Source organism: Marmoricola sp. URHA0025 HA25 (genome assembly GCF_054059435.1).
This window is the reverse complement of sequence record NZ_JBSSCD010000001.1, coordinates 3,393,532-3,411,573: the sequence shown is the minus strand read 5'-3', so window position 1 is coordinate 3,411,573 and position 18,042 is coordinate 3,393,532. Positions and strand designations below refer to the sequence as shown.

At 66.3% G+C, this 18,042-nt stretch carries 17 protein-coding genes; 11 read left to right on the top strand and 6 right to left on the bottom strand.

The features are described 5' to 3' along the window. Nucleotides 1-5: 5 nt before the first annotated feature. Together ACVW00_RS16825 and ACVW00_RS16820 are read right to left on the bottom strand one after the other, a co-directional pair. On the bottom strand, nt 6-1,214 hold the full coding sequence (locus ACVW00_RS16825) for an MFS transporter (protein ID WP_457112047.1): 1,209 nt from the start codon (nt 1,212-1,214) through the stop codon (nt 6-8). 36 nt (nt 1,215-1,250) lie between these two features. Then, a complete protein-coding gene (locus ACVW00_RS16820) occupies nt 1,251-2,084 on the bottom strand; it encodes an SDR family oxidoreductase (protein ID WP_457112046.1) in 834 nt (277 codons plus the stop codon). 220 nt (nt 2,085-2,304) lie between these two features. Here ACVW00_RS16820 and ACVW00_RS16815 point away from each other — a divergent pair, with 220 nt between their 5' ends. From ACVW00_RS16815 to ACVW00_RS16785, 7 genes are all read left to right on the top strand, one after another. Further along, entirely contained in the window at nt 2,305-3,195 is an 891-nt protein-coding gene (locus ACVW00_RS16815) for a TIGR03619 family F420-dependent LLM class oxidoreductase (protein WP_457112045.1), read from the top strand. A 47-nt stretch (nt 3,196-3,242) separates the two neighbouring features. Beyond that, on the top strand, nt 3,243-4,202 hold the full coding sequence (locus tag ACVW00_RS16810) for an LLM class F420-dependent oxidoreductase (RefSeq protein ID WP_457112044.1): 960 nt from the start codon (nt 3,243-3,245) through the stop codon (nt 4,200-4,202). Beyond that, on the top strand, nt 4,199-4,753 hold the full coding sequence (locus ACVW00_RS16805; RefSeq protein WP_457112043.1) for a nuclear transport factor 2 family protein: 555 nt from the start codon (nt 4,199-4,201) through the stop codon (nt 4,751-4,753). Before ACVW00_RS16810 ends, ACVW00_RS16805 begins: the two co-directional genes overlap by 4 nt. A gap of 302 nt (nt 4,754-5,055) precedes the next feature. Further along, nucleotides 5,056-6,114, top strand: a complete 1,059-nt coding sequence (locus ACVW00_RS16800; RefSeq protein ID WP_457112042.1) for an ABC transporter substrate-binding protein — start codon at nt 5,056-5,058, stop codon at nt 6,112-6,114. Further along, on the top strand, nt 6,111-6,911 hold the full coding sequence (locus ACVW00_RS16795) for an ABC transporter ATP-binding protein (protein WP_457112041.1): 801 nt from the start codon (nt 6,111-6,113) through the stop codon (nt 6,909-6,911). The genes ACVW00_RS16800 and ACVW00_RS16795 overlap by 4 nt, the downstream gene beginning before the upstream one ends. Further along, nucleotides 6,908-7,768, top strand: a complete 861-nt coding sequence (locus tag ACVW00_RS16790; protein WP_457112040.1) for an ABC transporter permease — start codon at nt 6,908-6,910, stop codon at nt 7,766-7,768. The genes ACVW00_RS16795 and ACVW00_RS16790 overlap by 4 nt, the downstream gene beginning before the upstream one ends. Beyond that, nucleotides 7,765-8,676 carry an SDR family NAD(P)-dependent oxidoreductase gene (locus ACVW00_RS16785; protein ID WP_457112039.1) on the top strand — a complete coding sequence of 304 codons (912 nt, stop codon included), beginning with the start codon at nt 7,765-7,767 and terminating at the stop codon, nt 8,674-8,676. The genes ACVW00_RS16790 and ACVW00_RS16785 overlap by 4 nt, the downstream gene beginning before the upstream one ends. Before the next feature lie 262 nt (nt 8,677-8,938). On the opposite strand, the gene ACVW00_RS16780 is transcribed toward ACVW00_RS16785, so the two are convergent. Then, on the bottom strand, nt 8,939-10,573 hold the full coding sequence (locus ACVW00_RS16780) for a long-chain-fatty-acid--CoA ligase (protein WP_457112038.1): 1,635 nt from the start codon (nt 10,571-10,573) through the stop codon (nt 8,939-8,941). Nucleotides 10,574-10,838: 265 nt separating this feature from the next. Here ACVW00_RS16780 and ACVW00_RS16775 point away from each other — a divergent pair, with 265 nt between their 5' ends. The 3 genes from ACVW00_RS16775 (at nt 10,839) to ACVW00_RS16765 (ending at nt 13,152) form a co-directional block, all read left to right on the top strand. Further along, the gene (locus ACVW00_RS16775) at nt 10,839-11,633 is read left to right on the top strand and encodes an alpha/beta fold hydrolase (RefSeq protein ID WP_457112037.1); all 795 of its coding nucleotides are present in this window, start codon (nt 10,839-10,841) and stop codon (nt 11,631-11,633) included. Between the two features lie 524 nt (nt 11,634-12,157). Continuing rightward, nucleotides 12,158-13,012 (top strand): 3-hydroxybutyryl-CoA dehydrogenase, encoded by an 855-nt coding sequence (locus tag ACVW00_RS16770; RefSeq protein WP_457112036.1) that lies wholly within the window; start codon nt 12,158-12,160, stop codon nt 13,010-13,012. Beyond that, nucleotides 13,009-13,152 (top strand): acyl-CoA dehydrogenase family protein, encoded by a 144-nt coding sequence (locus ACVW00_RS16765; protein WP_457112035.1) that lies wholly within the window; start codon nt 13,009-13,011, stop codon nt 13,150-13,152. The genes ACVW00_RS16770 and ACVW00_RS16765 overlap by 4 nt, the downstream gene beginning before the upstream one ends. Nucleotides 13,153-13,594: 442 nt before the next feature. Here the strand turns inward: ACVW00_RS16765 and ACVW00_RS16760 are convergent, their stop codons facing one another. The 3 genes from ACVW00_RS16760 to ACVW00_RS16750 form a co-directional block, all read right to left on the bottom strand. Further along, the gene (locus ACVW00_RS16760; protein WP_457112034.1) at nt 13,595-14,353 is read right to left on the bottom strand and encodes an SDR family oxidoreductase; all 759 of its coding nucleotides are present in this window, start codon (nt 14,351-14,353) and stop codon (nt 13,595-13,597) included. Nucleotides 14,354-14,525: 172 nt separating this feature from the next. After that, the gene (locus ACVW00_RS16755; RefSeq protein WP_457112033.1) at nt 14,526-15,524 is read right to left on the bottom strand and encodes an alpha/beta hydrolase; all 999 of its coding nucleotides are present in this window, start codon (nt 15,522-15,524) and stop codon (nt 14,526-14,528) included. Between the two features lie 831 nt (nt 15,525-16,355). Beyond that, complete coding sequence (locus ACVW00_RS16750) at nt 16,356-17,387, bottom strand: DUF4192 domain-containing protein (RefSeq protein WP_457112032.1); 1,032 nt, start codon at nt 17,385-17,387, stop codon at nt 16,356-16,358. 254 nt (nt 17,388-17,641) lie between these two features. Between ACVW00_RS16750 and ACVW00_RS16745 the strand changes: the two genes are divergently transcribed. Next, nucleotides 17,642-17,920 (top strand): DAK2 domain-containing protein, encoded by a 279-nt coding sequence (locus ACVW00_RS16745; RefSeq protein ID WP_457112031.1) that lies wholly within the window; start codon nt 17,642-17,644, stop codon nt 17,918-17,920. The last annotated feature ends 122 nt before the right edge of the window (nt 17,921-18,042 follow it).

The following is an 18,042-nucleotide window of genomic DNA, read 5'->3' as shown; positions in this document are numbered from 1 at the left end:
CTCCTTCATCTGGGTAGCACGAACGCTCGAACCTGACTTACGATCCCGGCCAGGCACCCCACTGACGCGACCACACTGAACAGTTGTACGGCCGGGAGCAGCCCGACTCTGGTGGAGAGGAGCCCGAGGCCGACGATGGCGACCGTGACGCCAAGGTAGATCGCGACGAAGAACAGCGACATGAGGTTGCCGCGGTGATCGTTCGGCGCGATCGTGCTCACGGCCCGAGCCGATCCGCTGAACGCCAGACCCTGGCCCGCTCCCGCCACCGCGGCTGAGGCCCCGCAGAGCAGCACCGAGTCCGTCGATGCTGCGGCAACGAACATGCCGAGCGCCACGATGAGCAGGGCAAGTCCGACGACTTGGAGGGTGACGTGGTCGCGTCCGCGCCCGCCCAGCTGGATCAGCACAGACGTCACCAGCATCAACGCCACGATGCCACCCGACACGACGCTGTTGTCGGTGTCGAGAATCTTCCGGAGGATGGTGGGGGACAGGGCGAGAAAGAGGGCCGTCGCCGCCCACGCGAGGACCGCTGAGCTGGTGGCGCGGAGGAAGGCGGGTCGGATGGCCGCCGGAACCGACGGCCAGCTCATCCGGATCGCTCGACGACTTGCCGTGGGCGACGACGGGAAGCCGGCCAGCAGAGCTGTCAGGGCAATGGCGACCAGCGCGAGCTCCACGGCGAAGGACAAGCGAAGCGGCGCGGGTAGGTACTGCCCCAGCACTCCTGCAGTCATCGGTCCCACCGCGGTGGCGACGCACGTGGCGATGGTTCCCGCCACCGCAGCCCTCGCCAGATCGCCCCGCGGATGGGTGTCAGCCAGAGCCGCCGCTCCGGACCCCTGAATTGCGCCGACCGAAAGTCCTTGAAGGGCGCGTCCGACATAGAGCCACTCAACACTCTGTGCCGAGCCGAGCACGACGGCGGCGGACGCGGCAGCGAGCAGCGCCACAACGAGGACGGGACGTCGGCCGACGGCGTCGGAAAGAGGTCCGAACACGAGCAGTGCAGGGGCGATGACGAGGGTGTAGGTCGCGAAGATGCTGGTGACCTCGAGGGCCGACAGGCCGTAGGCGTCGACGTACCTCGGGAAGAGCGGTAGCGGCATGTTCGCGCCCATGGTGACGACGATCAACGCCGCGGCCGCAGCAACGAACGCTCTCCTGCTCCCCGTGCGCGTGGCCTCCTGTGGGGGGCTGGTCTCAACCACGGGTGCCGCTCGGCCGGAGGTTGGACCGGATCGAAGTCAGGAGCGCACCGTCCGGGCGACGGCCTCGAGCGCAGGGCCCACGGCCCGGTTGAAAGGCGACGCACCGGACAACATCATGCCGCCGTCGACGACGACCTGAGCTCCGTTGACGAAGGACGCGATGGGGGAGATCAGGACGGCGGCCATCGCTGCGATCTCCCGCAGCTCGGCGAAGCGGCCGAGGGGAATCATCGAGGTCCACACCTCATCGCCGACCAGCTCTGCCAACCGCCTCATGCCCTCGGTACCCGCGGTGGGCCCGGGCACGATCGAGTTCACCCGAACACCGTGGGTGCCCCACTCGACGGCCAGGGTCCGCATCAGCTGGTCGACTCCTGCCTTGGCCGCGTTCACGTGCGCCTGGAACGCGAATGCGGTCTCCGACTGGCCCGCCGAGACGAAGAGGATCGTCCCCCGGCTGACCTGGACGTGCTCGAACGCGCTCTTGGCCCAGTGGAAGCTGCCGAGCAGGTCGATGTCCATGACCGCCCTGAAACCGTTGGTGCTGATCGTCTCGGCTCCGGCTAAGAAATTGCCTGCGGCGCCGCAGACCGCGGCATCGACCCCGCCCAGTTCGCGGATGCCGTGCTCGAAGGCCGCGTTCACGGCGTCGCCATCGCGCACATCGGCGACGGCATGCACCACCTTCGTGCCGTGTCGGCCGAGCTGGGTCACTGCGTCGCGCAGAGTCGCCTCGGTCCTGCCGGCAATGAGCAAGTTGGCGCCCAACGAGGCGCACATGTCGGCGATCGCCAAGTTGATGCCGCTGCTTCCGCCGCTGATGAAGACGTTGCGCGCCTTCAGCAGATCGGGGGACAGGAGATCGTTCACGTGTCTGGGCCCATCCGTCTTCGGTTTGGGGTGCTCCTGCGTCGCCGTAGCGTTGGCTCGACAGGTTGGTGATCCGGGGTTCCACCTTCCCGCGCTGCTGAGAAAATGTCAACAGGTTTTACCTCTGATCGCGAGTCAGTGCGGAAGGCGAGCGCTCGATCTCCAATGAAGACAGGACATAGTGTTGACATATTGCAGCCACGATCACTAGGGTCGGTGTATGAAGTTCGGCGTCGTCTCGTACACCACCGACTACACCCTGGGCCCCGTCCAGCTGGGCCGCGAGATCATGGATCGAGGGCTCGAGGCGCTCTACGTGCCCGAGCACAGCCACATCCCAGTGCGGCGAGAGACGCCCTGGGGTGGCCTCCAGCACACGGACCAGGCGCCCACCGACGACCCGATGTGGATGCCGGACTGGTACGAGAACGCGCTCGACCCCTTCGTCGCCCTCACCGCCGCGGCCACCGCTTCCCCGGGGCTCGTGGTCGGGACAGGTGTGGCCCTCGCGGCCGAGCGCCACGCGATCAGCTTCGCCAAGGCGGTCGCGTCCATGGAGGCGGTGATTGGCCCGGACCGCCTGGTGATCGGAGTCGCCGCCGGCTGGAACGCCGAGGAGCTGCGCAACCACGGGGTCCAGGGCAAGGACCGCTGGCTCGCGATGCGCGAGACAATTGAGGCCGCGCGGGCGATCTGGACAGCCGACGAGGCGGAGTTCCACGGGAAGCTGGTCGACTTCGACCCCGTGCGAAGTTTTCCGAAACCCGCCACGACGCCGCATCCGCCCGTTCTGCTCGGCGGCCACGGACCCAAGACGCTGGACCGGATCGTCGAGGTCGCCGACGGCTGGATCTCGGTCAAGGGGCGCGGTCCCAAGCCTACGATGGACGACATCGCGAAGGGGATCCGCTTCCTCGCCGAGAAGAGCCAGGAGGTGGGTCGGCCGTTCGTCACCAACGTCCTCGACGTGCGGGTTGACGTCGGCACGCTCGAGCAGTACCGCGACATGGGCGTCGACCGCTTTCTCTTTGGCGGCCCGCCGCTTCCGCCCGACGAGGTGCTCCGCGCCCTCGACGAGTGGGCCAACGTCGCGGCGCGCCTGCGCGGCTAGCCCAGACACTTCAACCGGTTCAAGAGTCGCAAGGGAGCTGAAGCTCGATGAAGGTTGGCGTTGCACTGCTGCTCAAGTCGCCGATGGCGTCGCAGGAGTCCGTCGAGACGGTGGCCCAGACGGCGGAGTCGCTCGGATACGACTACATCGCACCGAACGACCGCGTGGTCCACCCCGTCACGGTGGAGACCAAGTACCCGTACACGGACAGCGGCAAGGTCGGCGCGCACTGGCTGAAGAAGGACGGCGTCGTCATCGCCAACTCCCTCGAGTTGCTGACCTCGATGGCTTTCCTCGCCGGCTGCACGAAGCGCATCGGCCTGACGACGATGGTGCTGGTGCTGCCGTACCGGCCACCGGTCCTGGCAGCGAAGATGTTGGCGACCATCGACGTGCTGTCAGGAGGCCGGGTGACCGCCGGCGTCGGACCGGGCTGGCTCGAGGAGGAGTACATCGCGCTCCAGAACGAGTCATTCAAGGTGCGCGGGAAGCTGCTCGACGAGTACCTCGCGGCGTTCCGGTCGTTGTTCGCGGATGACTACCCCTCCTACCACGGGGACCTGGTCGAGTTCGACGACATCGTGTTCGAGCCGAAGCCCGTCAACCGCCGCATCCCCATCTGGATCGGGGGCGAGAGCGATGCGGCACTTCGCCGGGTCGCGCGTTTCGCCGACGCTTGGTCTCCGGCCTCGACGAGCTCGACGCGCCCGATGGACACCCCCGACGGCTTCTCGAGCGCCGTGGAGGATCTGCACGCGATGTGTGAAAAGGAGGGACGCGATCCGGACGACGTGGACGTGATGCTGTGGCCCGGTAACTTCAGCCGCAACGACTCGGGCGCCCGGATCCCGTTCTACGGGGAGGCCGGGCAGGTCATCGAGGACATCTGCGCGTACCGCGAGCGTGGCTTGACCGGGCTGACGATGCATTTCCAAGCCGACACCCTCAACGAGACGCTGGAGAACATGCAGCGGTTCGCCGAGGACGTTCGCCCGCACATCGCGTGACCGACGTGTTCGACTCCTTCATCGACGAGCTGGAGGCGCGCACGCGCATCCACGACTGCCTCCTCAGGTTCTGCCGAGGCGTCGACCGCACCGACTGGGACCTGGCAGCGAGCGCGTTCCACCCCGATGCCATTGACCACCACGGGTGGTTCGTCGGCAATGCCGCCGCCGGGCTCATCCCCGCCCTGAGCGAGAGGCACGCCGGCCTGACGCACGCCGCCCACGTGGTGACGAACGTGGCGATCACGTTCGCGACGCCGACGCTCGCGAGTGTGGAGACCTACGTGCAGGTCTTCCAGACCGAACCGGTGGTCAACGACGACGGCGTGACCACGGCCATGAAGCGCCTCCACGCCATTGCCCGCTACGTCGACCGGTTCGAGTGTCGCGATGGGGCGTGGCGCATCGCGAACCGCACTCTGGTCTATGGGGACATCCGAGCCGTCGGTGACTCGAGCGTCCTGCAGCTGCCCGAAGGGTGCCTGGAGCAGCGGCGGGATGGCCGCGACCCGATCGACTTGCAGGAGGCAGAGATGGGCCTGTCCCGCTGAGGCCGACGACGTCGAGAACGAGCAACAAACGATGAGGGGGACCGCACTCAGTGCGGTCCCCCTCATTGATCGTGCCCGCGGCAGGCGACGCCCTCGCGGCGGTCGCAACGAGCACGCTGGCTCCCATGAGTGTTGACACATACCTAGGCTTGTGAGCCGGTCGCCGATGTAAAGGCGGTTGAGCTCGATGGCGCTTCGAGAATTTGGGCGACGCCTATTCGCCAAAGTGTTGACATTCGCTCCGCACAAATGTGAGGGTAGTCACCTCGGGGGCGTGAGGCCCCCGCGTCAAGGAGGTCCGGATGTTTGGACGCGTTCATTCCAGGTCGTCCGTCAGGTCGCGAAGCCTGACCCTCGCGCTGGTCATCGCCGCGCTGATCACGTCCCTGTCTGCCTGTGGTGGCAGCGGATCGGCGTCCGGGACTCAGGGCAAAAGGCCGATCACGATCGCTGTCGCCGCCGGCGCGACCTCCTTCTCCACTGTCTACGTCGCCCAGGAGCGCGGCTACTTCAAGGACGAGGGCGTCAACGTCAAGCTGATCGACAACGCCGGGGCGAACGCCGTGCCCATGCTCGCGAGCGGACAGGCCGACCTCGCCTTCAGTGGTGTGGCGGCCGCGCTAGCCCTTGGGCAGCAGAAGCCCGCCAAGGTGGTCCTGTCCATGCTCGGTGGTTTCAGTGCAGCCGCGATCGTGGGCAGGAACGACATCCATGGCGTTACGGATCTCAAGGGGAAGAAGCTCGGTACGCCCGGCACCGGGACCACCAGCGACGCCTACGCGCACATCTACAACAAGCGTCTCCATCTCGGTGCGGACATCGTGCCTTTCACCACGCCCGTCGCTCTGGTCGCCGCCGTGAAGTCCGGCCAGGTCGACGCCGGACTCGGCACCGCGAGTCTGTACGCCGATGTGATCGCGTCCAGCGACGCCCACGTGATCCTCCAGGCCGGTGATCCCGACATGGCCAAGGTCCTTGGCAGCGTGAAGTACCCCGAAGGTGTGCTGTTCGGGCTCTCGGACAAGATCGACAAGAAGGCCGACGACGTTGTCAAGGTCATCGCCGCGCTCGAGCGGGCGAGCGCCGACATGAAGTCTCAGGAGCCGAGCGTCACGGCTGCGACGATCAGCAAGACGTCGGTGTATCACGCCACCCCGGTCGACGTGCTGGCCAAGAACCTCAGCTATGACGTGAACTTCATCCTGCCCAACGACGGGAACATCACCGAGGACGACTGGAAGGTAGCCCTGGACCAGTTCAAGGACGGCGGGGTGTTGAAGGGCAGCACGATCCCGGACTCCATCAGCTACGCCAACCTGATCGACATGTCCTACTTCGAGAAAGCACAGGGAGCACAGTGATCGACACCGCGGCTCCGGGGACGACTATGGCCCCGCTCGCCGACCTGGCTGACGTAGGGCTGTCGTACCCCAACGGCACGGAGGCACTGCGCGGGCTGGCCCTCGACGTCCACCAGGGCGAGGTACTGGGGATCACTGGGCCGAGCGGGTGCGGCAAGTCTTCGCTCCTCACGATCCTCGCGGGCGGTCGCAAGCCCTCGTCCGGCTCACTCGTCTGGCACTCTCTCGACGTCAAGGGTCGGCATCCCCTCGCCATGATGTTCCAGAAGGACACGCTGCTGCCGTGGCTCACGGTCGAGGAGAACGCTCACCTCTATCGTCGGCTGAACCGTCGGGCCGCGCGCGACGACGCACACGTGAACCGGCTGCTCGAGCTGGTGGGCCTTGACCATGTCCGGTCGAAGTACCCCTACCAGCTCTCGGGTGGGATGCGCCGACGCCTGGCTTTCGTGAGCGCTCTGGCGGCGCGTCCTCGTCTGCTGCTGCTGGACGAGCCGTTCTCGGCCCTGGACGAACCCACCCGGATCGGCATCCACCAAGACGTCCTCGACATCCTCAAGACGCTCGACACCACCGTCGTCCTGGTGACGCACGACCTCGCCGAGGCCGCGTCGCTGTGCGACCGGGTTGTGATCTTGTCGAAGGGCCCCGGCCACGTGGCGCACACTCACGTGGTCCCGTTTCCGCGTGCTCGACGGGTTCTGGAGTTGCGCGAAAGTCAGGAGTTCCTGGGCTTCTACAGCAGGCTGTGGCACGACCTCAGCGAGCAGATCGCACGACAGGAGAAGAGCGCATGACCGATCTGGCGGAGCAGGGGTCCCCGGTCGCTACCCCGCCTCGATGCCGGCCGCGGTCGCGGCGGATGCGGGTTCTCTCGATCCAGGTGGCGATCCTCGCCGTCTTCCTCGCCCTGTGGCAGTGGCTGCCGTCGATCGGCTTCGTGCGGTCGCACGTCGCGTTCCTCGACCCGTACTTCATCAGCTCGCCCAAGGACACCGTGCGGACCTTGGTGTCGCTGATGCGCGGGAGCGACGGGTACGTCTCGATGTGGTCCCCGGCCCTGTCCACGGCGACCTCGACGCTGATCGGCACGGCTCTCGGAACCGTTCTGGGCGCTGCGGGCGGTCTGTTCACGAGCAACTACGAGAGGCTGAGCGAGGTCCTCCGACCGTTCATCCTCGCCCTCAACGCGGTGCCGCGCATTGCTCTGATCCCGATCATCGTCATCATTTTCGGACCCACCCAGACGGCCACGACGTTCACTGCGGTCACGATCGTTTTCTTCGTCGTCTTCTTCAACGCCTACGAGGGCGGTCGATCCGTGCGACCCGAGATCCTCGAGAACGCCCGGATCCTCGGCGCGAAGCCGCTGACGACGATGTGGCAGATCCGGCGCCCGTACACGATGGCGTGGACGATCGCCAGCCTTCCGAACGCCGTGAGCTTCGGCTTGGTAGCCGTGGTCACCGCCGAGTTGCTGACCGGAACCAAAGGCATGGGGCGGCTGCTGCTCGACTCGGTCACGACGATCCAGTCGTCGCTTACCTTCGCCGTCGTGGTCATCTTGAGTGTCCTCGGTCTCGCGCTCGTCGCCGTGGCGGAGCTGACGCGCCGGCGTGTGCTGCACTGGTGGTCGGACGGGGCAAGTGCGTGACCGCCGACAACGGCTGCGGACCGAGGGCGACCACGAGGGTGCCGGCCGCGTCGCAGGACATCACAGATGAGTCGACCGTATCGACGTACTCGGTTGGGCCTGCACGGTCCGACCGCCTGGCCGGCAAGGTCGCTCTTGTGATCGGCGCGGGGTCCAGCGGTGTCGGCTGGGGCAACGGGAAGGCGAGTGCCGTTGCGCTGGCCCGGGCCGGAGCGGCCGTCGTTTGCGTGGATCGGAACCTCGACGCCGCTGAGGAGACGGCGTCCATCATCGCCAGCGAGGCCGGCCGCGCGCTCGCGCTCGAAGCGGACGCCACCAACGCCGACGACATCGCTCGGGCGGTCGCGGCGTCCCTCGACCGGTTCGGCCGCATCGACATCCTCGACAACAACGTCGGCATCGCCGAGTCGGCCGGGCTTCTCGACGTGACCGAGGAGGCGTGGGACCAGGTCATGAACGTCAACGTCAAGTCGGCATTCCTGTCCATGAAGGCAGTCATTCCGCACATGATTCGGCAGGGGAACGGCGCGATCGTGAACATCGCCTCGATCGCCGGGATCCGACACCTCGGCCTCCCGTACGCGAGCTACTACGCGTCCAAGGCGGCGTTGCTCCACCTTTCGCGGACGACGGCGATCGAGTTCGCCGGCCAGGGGATCAGGGTGAACGCGGTGCTGCCGGGAGCGATGAACACGCCGCTCGTAGCGGCCGCAGCCAAGGACTTCTACGGCGACGTCGAGCTGGACGTGCTGTGGAAGCAACGCGCCGCCCAGGTCCCGATCCAGCTAGGTGGCGAGGGATGGGACGTCGCGTCTGCGGTCGTGTTCCTGGCTAGTGACGAGGCCCGGTACATCACCGGCGCCGACCTGGTGGTCGACGGGGGTCTGTCGCTCAAGCCGTTCTCCTGAGGCCTGGTCACCGCAGCGCGGTAGTCGACCGTCGCGACGGTGCCGACAAAGTGGCAACCCGGTCCTGTTTACGCGGCCTCCCGCGCACGCGTGTCCCAATCCGCGGCGGACCTGGTCGGCCCTCGGACACCACCGCGCGCAATCGGACGGTCGTCAGCCGTTCGCCGTCGCGACCGTCGTCACACTGCACCAACGAGCCGTGTTGTCTGAGCCGACCGGGGCGCGGAACGGCGTACGGCCGAGTGCGGGCTGCGACGAGCGGCTATGGAAGAACGACGTCCGCGAACTGGGCCCTGAGGTCGACCTTCGAGTACTTGCCGACGCTGGTTCGCGGGATGCTCTCCAGGAACGCGATTTGGTCGGGCACCTTCCATCTCGGCAACGTGTGGCTCACGAACTCGAGCAGCTCCTCGGCGGTAGCCGCAGCCGTCTCTTTTCGCACCACGCAGGCGAGCGGTCGCTCCGACCAGCAGGTCGATGTGACTGCGATGACCGCTGCCTCCGCGACGTCTGGATGCTTGAGCAGCGCAGACTCGATCTCCGCCGAGCTGATCCACTCGCCGCCGGACTTGATCAGGTCCTTCGCGCGGTCCATGAGGCGCACCCGGGCGCACTGGTCGATCGTGGCGACGTCACCGGTGCGCAGCCAACCGTCCGCTGAGAAGGAGGCGTCGGACCGGGGATCGTCGTAGTAGGAGACGGTGACCCAGGGACCGCGGACCTGCAACTCGCCGGAGGCCACCCCGTCCCACGGCAGCGGTTCCCCCTCGTCGTTCACGATCCGCGCTTCGATCCCGAACGCCATGTGCGCGGCGGTCGCGCGCAGTTCGGCCTGGACGGGCGCCGGCAGGTCCCGCTCCTCGCCGAGGAGCCGGCCCCAGGCCCCCGTCGCCGAGGTCTCGGTCATCGCCCATCCGTTGAGCAGGGGAGTGCCTGTCTGTTCGCGATACGCCTCGCTCAGCGCCACGGGCACAGGTGCTCCTCCGGTCACGATTACACGGAGCGAGGAGGCATCGCGGCCCGCAAGGTGTGGAAGCACCGACGTCCACACTGTGGGGACCGCAGCAGAAACACTCACGCGCTCCTCGACGATCAAGTCCGCCAGCGCGGCGCCCGAGAGGTCGGCGCCCGGGAGGACGAGTCGGGACCCTGCAGCGACCGAGGCGTGCGCCAGCCCCCACGTGTTGGCGTGGAACATGGGGACGATCGGCAGAACTACGTCCTCCTCGGCCACACCGAGCGAGTCGCGCGTCATGGTGGACATCGCCTGAAGGTAAACCGAACGGTGGTTGTACACGACGGCCTTCGGGTTCCCCGTTGTCCCGCTCGTGTAGGCCACGGCGGCTGGGGAGCGCTCCTCGAGCGCTCGCAGTTCGCCGGGCGAGGCTGCGCTCAGCAGATCCTCGTAGCGGTGGACCTCGACACCCTCGACGTGGACGTCAGTCGCGACGGACTCGACGTCACCGAGGACGACAAGGTGTCGGAGGTTCGTGGCAGTGCTCAGCGCTGGCAGCAGCTTCTCGACGAGGTGGGAATCCACGAACACGACCTCGTCGCCAGCGTGGTTCATGATGTACGCGATCTCTGTTGCCGACAGCCTCGTGTTGAGCGCGTGCATCACACGACCCGAGCACGGCGCGGCATAGTAGACCTCGAGGTGCCGCAGCGTATTGGGCGCGTACGTCGCCACCACTCCGTTCTCGCTGATGCCCAACTGGTCGAGAATGGACACGACACGTCGAACCCGCGCTCCCCAGTCGGCGTAGGTGCGTCGCACCAGGGACCCGACTGATTCAACCGAGGCGATTGTCTTGTGCCCGTGGTGCCGCTCGGCTCGTTCCAAAATCGTGACGATGCTGAGTGGCCTGTCGGACATCGTGGTGCGCATCGCGGTCATGATGATCCTGTCCTTTGTCGACACTTTGCTCGAGGTTGGTCACCGGAGACGTAGATCACGCTATTAGAAGCCTGTCGGATGTTCAAGAAGGTGTCGACACTTCGAGCGATTTTGGCCCTCATGCTGCCTTGCCAAGGCCCTGATGTCCCAAGTGCTGACATTATTTCTCCAGTTGGCCTTGCGTGCCACGTCTCGCGTCGGTTGTACTGGGCGACGAGACGCGCGTCACACCGAGGCGCGCAGCGGCGACGGAAAGGGACTTCAAATGCGCGTTTTGGCTGTTCACGGAGGTTGCCACGGCGCGTGGTGCTGGGATCTCCTCCGTCCGGAACTGGAGGCGCTGGGTCACGAGCTCATCGCGCCTGACCTGCCCGGCCATGGGTCGCGTAGGGATGAAATGGCGACACTTGAGGGATATCGGGATGCAGTTCTGGACGTTCTGGTCCCAGGTGACCTCGTGCTGGGGCACTCGTCGGGCGCGGTGGTCGCGGTTCTCGCTGCCAACGAGCGTCCGGACGACATTGGGCACTTGTGCCTGTTGGCCGGCATCCTCCCGGTGGACGGCAAGCCCCTCCCTTACGAGACGACCTCAAGCAACCTCGGCGGCGCGACCGACGGCCGTCCGTCCGACGACACGGCCACCCTCGACACCCACATGAGCCTCACCGAAGACGGGTCCGCGTTCTACTTCTCGCGGACGGGCGCGGTGACGTCCTTCTACAGCGACTGCACAGACGAGCTGGCGGACTGGGCCTATCAGCGACTGGTGCCGGAGCCCCTTGCCCCGCTTTCGGTGCCCGTGCACGTCCCGAACTTCTGGCAGTCCGAAATCCCGCGGAGCTTCATCATGGGTCGGCAGGACCCGATCTGCTTCCCTGAGCTCGCGCAGTCTCAGGCCCGTCGTCTCGGTGTCGTGCCCCTGGAGATCGACTCCGCGCACTCGCCGTTCCTCAGTCGACCCCGCGAACTGGCCAGGCTGCTGGTCGAGGCGACGACGACCGAGCCGATCGGCCCGCTGCTCCCGTACTCGCTCGCCGACGCCGCAGAAGGGGCTCTCTGAGGGCCGACAGGTCCGCGGCCCCTCTTTCCAGGGGCGCGTAATGCCCTGCGCGAACTGCTGGGCCGTGATCGGGTTGGACCTGTCGCGCCATTGCTGCACGATGTCGTCGGGCAGTGGGAAGGTCGTCCCGATCATGGTGACCATGTCTCAGTACTCGGGGACTCTGGAGGCGATCAGCTAGTCGGCTTCGCGGCGTTAGATCCGGTCGACGTATCGCACGGCCGCCGAAGTCCGCTCTGACCCCGCGCCGCTCGGTTCCGGCTTGCCGCTGCTCGACCAGGACGTACGACTCCACGCTGGCCTGTGTGGTCGAGACGACGACGCTGTTCGAGACGCTGGTCAGGTAGTGCGCCGAGTGAGCGACCGCCTCGTGACGGCCTCGCAGAGCCGGCACGGGATTTGTACATGACTGTCAACAGGCTGAGCGTGAATGACGGGTGGGAAGTACTACATCGACTACATTGACGGCCTGATAGTGTCAACACTAGGTGAGCGAAGACGATCTGCTGGCGCGAGGAGGAATCTTGAAAGCAGTCGGGATTGTCGGCGGGGGTCTGATGGGTTCGGGCATAGCCGAGGTGTCCGCGAAGTCCGGTCTCGACGTGGTCGTGGCCGAGGCCGGGCCGGACGCCGCAAAGGAGGCCCAGCGTCAGCTCGAGGCGTCACTCGACCGCGCGGAGCAGCGCGGCAAGCTCCAGGAGCCGGCCGCCGATGTACTGGCACGGATCCAGATCGTCACCGACCTCGACGCGCTCTGGGACCGGGACGTCGTCGTCGAGGCGATCGTCGAGGACGAAGCCGCGAAGGTCGAGGTGTTCAAGAAGCTCGACGGCATCGTCAGCTCCCCAGACGCGATCCTGGCCTCAAACACCTCCTCGATCCCGATCATGAAGCTCGGCGTGGTCACCTCCCGCCCACAGCAGGTCGTGGGGATCCACTTCTTCAACCCAGTGCCGGTTCTCCAACTGGTCGAGCTGGTCCCTTCGCTGATCACCTCCGAAGACACCATTGCCCGCGCCCGTGCTTGGGTTCAGGACGAGCTGGGCAAGCAGGCCATCGACTGCCAGGACCGCGCCGGCTTTGTCGTCAACGCGCTGCTGGTGCCGTTCATCCTCAGCGCGATCCGGATGTATGAGTCCGGCTTCGCCTCCGCCGAGGACATCGACCGAGGCCTGGTCCTCGGTGCCGCGCACCCTCAGGGCCCGCTGGCCTTGGCCGACCTGATCGGCCTGGACACCACCAAGGCGGTCGCCGAGTCTCTGTACGAGGAGTTCAAGGAGCCGCTGTACGCCGCCCCGCCGCTGCTGCAGCGGATGGTCGAGGCCGGCCTTCTGGGCCGCAAGGCCGGGCGCGGCTTCTACACCTACGACGTGCGATGACGACCTCGGAAGTCGCACTGCGCGCACCGTCGGAGGAGCACCGCACCATCCGCAAGGTGGTCCGTGAGCTGGCGGAGGAGAAGATCCCGCCATACGCGGCGGCCGTCGACGAGGCACCAACCAGGTCCAGCGCATCGTGATGGCCCGCCAGCTCCTCGCCGGCGTGCAGTCGGACATCTAGCGTCACGGGTCACCATGTACGACTTGCGTACCGAGAAATCCAACATCGGGCTCATCCACCTGCCATCGGTATTCGCGATTGCTCTCGAGGGATGGGCCCATGTCGGGCACCTCATGCGTTCCCGCGGCCGAGCGCAGCGCTGAGGACGTTGATTCGGCAAGGTGTGACGCGAGGCTGCGCAACGCCTGTAGTCCCGACGAGCCATGTTGACGGATTTGGCGAGAGTGGCGTTCGATGCCGGGTCCTGGCCGGCTCGCAGCGGCGGGTGCCGCATCGCCTGGGCGATCAGGTTGGTCGGCAGAAGGCACCACGGCCCCTGGATGAACGATCCGGGTCGACGCTGCGCGACATGGCTGCGATGCGCGAGCTGCGGTGGACGATTGACGAGGGAACCACCCCAGTCAGAGGGACCATCCACCGTCAATGAGTTGCGTGGTGCCGGTGACGTAGGAACTCTCGTCGCTGGCGAGGAAGACCGCGTATGGGGCCACCTCCGCCGGAGTGCCGATGCGGCCAAGCGGGTGCATGTCGGCGACCTGCTGGAGCGTCGGTGTGCTGGCCTGAACGTCTGTGCCATCGGCCGGCGTCTCGAACCGACGTAGAAACGACGGAGACAGGACTGGGCCAGGGGCGATGCAGTTGCAGCGGACGTTCATGCGAATGAGATCCAGGGCGGTCGCGCGGGTGAGGGACGCGACAGCGCCCTTCGTCGCGGCGTAGGCGTACCTGCCAGGCCCGCCCCGCGTCATCCCGTGAGTCGAAACAACGTTGATGATCGAGCCTCCGCCGCCCTCGATCAAGCCCGGTAGGAACGCGCGCATCACTCGGTGAACAGACTTCGCGTTGACCGCGAACGATCCGTCCCAATCGTCGTCCGTGCAGTCGAGGATCGACCCCTCGTGGACGATGGCTGCGACATTCATGATGACGTCGACAGGGCCGACCTCCTGCGCCAACCTGATGATCGCGACCGGGTCCCCGACGTCCAGAGCAGCGGTCCCGATCCCCGGGAAGCCCTCGAGTGTGGCTAGCGTCGTCTGGTCGACGTCGGTGGCGACGACCTCGGCTCCCTCACGAGCGAACGCTTCGGCGCACGCGCGCCCGATTCCTTGGGCAGCTCCCGTGACGAACGCCTTCTTGCCCGCTAGCCGTTGAGTCACTGGATCTGATACCTCTCGTTGACTACATGCCCGTCATACGGGCAGCCGTGTGCCGACAGTACAAATCCACCAGGCTCGTTGGTCTCTTGCCCCGACCTGAGCGCACAGGTCGACACCAGTGCGGGTCAGAGCGCAACCCCGCGCACGCTTGGCGCTCCGTCACGGGTGCTACTCAAGACCACGCCTTCGCGCGTGCAGCGAGCCATCCGCACGCCGCACCGAACCAGTCCTGAGCGGTCAGGTGCAAGTTCAGGTCGTGGTTTGCGTTCGGCAAGACGAACACCTCGAGCTCGGAAGCGGGACTGTAGAAGGCGGCCTCGGCGGCTCGGACTGATGCACTGCTCGAGCAGTCCACAGCGTCGGGCGCACACCATTGGATGTCCCCGTCGCCGACGGCCAGGAAGGTAGGAACGTCGAGCTCGTTGCACGTGCCGTCGGTCATCCACCGGCCAAGATGCTCCATCTCGCCAATGGTGACGGTTTCCTTGAGGGTCTCGTCGAGCTCAACGACCTTCGGGTCCACGTTGTCGCGCTGGAAGAGGAGTTGCGTACGGAGATCCACCCCGGGAGCCAAAGTTCGATATCCCTCATCAAGGTCCGCAAACTTGGGCTCCTGTGACGCGTAATAGCCGGCAACATGCTCGCCCAGCATTGCCGCGCCGGTGGCGCTGATCTGATGGAGGACCGACGAGAGGATCAGGGCGTCGACGTCGTGATAGACCGCCGCCTCGCGCGAGGCGACCACAGTGCCGTACGAGTGACCGACGAGGACCACTCGGTCGAACGCCTGCGTGAAGGCGCCCTTACGAAGTGCACCAACGATCTGGTGGACGATGTACGCATTCGAGTCGAGGTCGACCCGACTGCTGTGGGGGTGGGTGCTGCGCCCACAGCCGATCCGATCGAGTGCCAAGGTGGCGTAGCCCTGCGCTGCCATGAACTCGACGTAGGAGTACCTCTCGGGCTGGTACGGAAAGTCCCAGTACGTGCTGCTGTACGTCGCGCCGTGGAGCAGGACCTGGATGGTGCGTACGTCTCGGTCGGTTGGAACGCACAGTTGCGCGTACACCTCGATGTCGGCTGCCTCGCCCTCGGCGCAACTGACTTGGAAGGTCATTTCGGTGAGGTCCAGACCTAGGGACTTCTTGCGATCCACATCCGTTGCTGTCATTGAGGCTTTGCTCCTGTGTGCTGGCCGAAGAGGCTCGATCCGCCTCACGCGGGCGGTTCGTCATCGGCGGGTTCGAGGTCAAGGGCGGCTGTGCGGTCGTCCCAAGTGTGATGCGCGACATACTGAAGTGTCAACAATAACAAGGGCTAACTGGGCCTTGAATTGGCGCCGCGTCGGCAACTGGAACATGACGTGCAAGCCATCTCAGCCTTGAGCACTTAACGCGGCGACGCGGTTGCGTGGGGAGCATCTGGCCCCAATTCGTTCGCGCGCGGTCCAGTAACGCGCGTGCTTGATCGAGTGTTCGCGGGCTTCCCATAGTGTCATCACTTTATGGCTTCAAGCGATTGCGAAGGTCCGGTTGGACCGAGCCTCGTTCACAAGTGGTCCCGGGCTATCGACTGCGGCCAAGCTACGAGTCCCGACCCAAGGCAAGCCTCGAAGCGCGCAATGAGAAGGCATGGGGTTCGAATCCATTGGACTCACACCTTGGACTTATGCCACGGCCAGTTGCCGCGCTCGCGTTGGATCGACACCGAACATGCTGACGTACGAGCGACGCTGACGTACGAGCGACGCTGACGTAGGAGCGACGCGGGGACGGTTACGCGTGCCCTATCTGTGCCAGAGTCACGACACCGCAGGGCTGCGTACAAGCGCTGACCTGCGCAAATGCGGCGGACAGGCCCTGCCCTCTCAAGGCGGTAGCGGCGGGCTGACTCGATACGGCTCGTATGCGCGAAAACCGGTTCCGGGTTGCAACGCGCGCGTGTGACGTTGGCGGGTGGAGGAACGGTGACAACGTCGCTGGGAAGGGACTCGTCGATCTCGTCAGCGCCGAGCGGCTGAGCCGGGCGGGTCGGGGTTGTTGCCTGGGTCGTGCCGTCGGCCTGTGTCTGGGCTCGGGGACTCATGTAGCGCCACGTTCTGCATCACAGCTCGGGTTGCCGCCGGCACGGCCCTATCCCAGGCTGCGGGGTCGAGTGCCTGGCGAAGGGCGGTCTCCACAAGAGCGCTCAGTCGGTTCGGTTCGGTCAACTGATCCAGCGCGGTCCATGCCTTTGCGCCGTGGCCGTCGAGCCACGAACTCAGCGCCAGCAGGGCCGTCGGACCGTCGCGCACTTCTGCGGGGGCTCGCCGGGTGAGGTCCTGCCACAGTTCAGCGAGAACCGGGGCGTCCACTCGACCTATTGCCAGCGCCGACGCGTCACGGATTCCCGGGTCGCTGATCGCAACGAGGGCTCGGGCGGCGTCGAGATCGCTGAGGTAGCGCCGGTCCTTTAGGAACTTCGCGATGGCTGTGCCGACCCAGCTGACCTCCGCATCGAGGGCGGCCTCGTCGAGCCCGCGGAACCGCTCCCAACTGTGGGCAAGATGCGCTGCGACAGGGCCGGGTTCGCCGACCATGGCGGCGGCGAACTCCGCCCGAGACCCGACGGGCATTACTCGGCCCCGGACGGCGTACTCCGCGTCGATTCGAGCTCCGGCGCTGGGTGAGAGAGTCCCGCGGGCACCTGTGAGGAGTTCGGTCCACTCCTCATCGCGTACCCACAGGACAGGCCCGACGTCTGGACCGGTCGACAGAGCATCACTTAGGGCGTTGAGCGTCTTGACCACCTGTGGGCTGTCGTCGCCAAAGGCGACCAGGGCGATGCGCTCGGGCCGGTGGGAGTGAAGGTAGACGTCGGTGAGCGTTTTGAGCCACGGCTCCAGCTCGTCCCCAACGTCTGGCAGGTCGACTCGCGCAATCGGGCCCCTGCCGAACGGGACGCACACCATCGACTTCACCGGCTTGAAGCCAAGGGCGTGGGGGATCGCGGCGATCAGCTCCTCGTGGGAACGGATCTTGATGGCCTCGGTCATGGCGACCCTGCTTTCCGAGCTGACCTGGCGGATATCGGGATACGCAACGTCCGCGCCGCTTGATCGGACGCGCGAGGAGCCAGACCCCCGAAAGCGCGGCCCGGCTTCCAGTCGCCCCAACCGCCGCATTCGACCATCGCCGAGCGCCGCCGTGGCGGCGAGCGCGCGGGTGCAGCACACGGTCAGTTGTTGCCGCCGCTGCGGGACCCGGTGCGCTCTTTGGGTGGCGTGCGCCGCAGCGTCGCTAGCGAGCCTTGCTGCGTTGGAGTCAGGAGTGCAGGCCAGTTCTCAGGCAGCGTGGGGACGCCGGAAGGAGTGACACGTTTGTGACACGATTGGCACAGGCGGCGGTCGGGGGTGCCCGCAGTACCGCGAACCTGCTAGCCCAGCGCGGGCGTGCCAGCTACGTCGGCGACGTGGCGCGCGGAGTACTCGATCCCGGCGCCGTCGCCGCCGCGCTCGTGATCCAGGCAGCCTCGGTCGCGCAGGCGGGGGACGCCGCACCGGTCGATACCGGGTGGCTGGGGTGCTGATGCAGGACAACATCCGGGCGCCAGGCGGGAAAGCAGTAAGTCGCCCCCTGCTCCACCGCAACTGAATGCTGCAAGCGGTCGCCGCTTTGATAACCGGGTCACCGGGTCAGACGGTTTCCATC

What these genes read in the sequence shown, in the direction of transcription:
- ACVW00_RS16815 (WP_457112045.1), top strand. Translation starts at nt 2,305, where the DNA reads ATGAAGTTCGGCGTCGTCTCGTACACCACCGACTACACCCTGGGCCCC.
- ACVW00_RS16810 (WP_457112044.1), top strand. Translation starts at nt 3,243, where the DNA reads ATGAAGGTTGGCGTTGCACTGCTGCTCAAGTCGCCGATGGCGTCGCAG.
- ACVW00_RS16800 (WP_457112042.1), top strand. Translation starts at nt 5,056, where the DNA reads ATGTTTGGACGCGTTCATTCCAGGTCGTCCGTCAGGTCGCGAAGCCTG.
- ACVW00_RS16790 (WP_457112040.1), top strand. Translation starts at nt 6,908, where the DNA reads ATGACCGATCTGGCGGAGCAGGGGTCCCCGGTCGCTACCCCGCCTCGA.
- ACVW00_RS16780 (WP_457112038.1), bottom strand. Translation starts at nt 10,573, where the DNA reads ATGACCGCGATGCGCACCACGATGTCCGACAGGCCACTCAGCATCGTC.
- ACVW00_RS16775 (WP_457112037.1), top strand. Translation starts at nt 10,839, where the DNA reads ATGCGCGTTTTGGCTGTTCACGGAGGTTGCCACGGCGCGTGGTGCTGG.
- ACVW00_RS16765 (WP_457112035.1), top strand. Translation starts at nt 13,009, where the DNA reads ATGACGACCTCGGAAGTCGCACTGCGCGCACCGTCGGAGGAGCACCGC.
- ACVW00_RS16755 (WP_457112033.1), bottom strand. Translation starts at nt 15,524, where the DNA reads ATGACAGCAACGGATGTGGATCGCAAGAAGTCCCTAGGTCTGGACCTC.
- ACVW00_RS16750 (WP_457112032.1), bottom strand. Translation starts at nt 17,387, where the DNA reads ATGACCGAGGCCATCAAGATCCGTTCCCACGAGGAGCTGATCGCCGCG.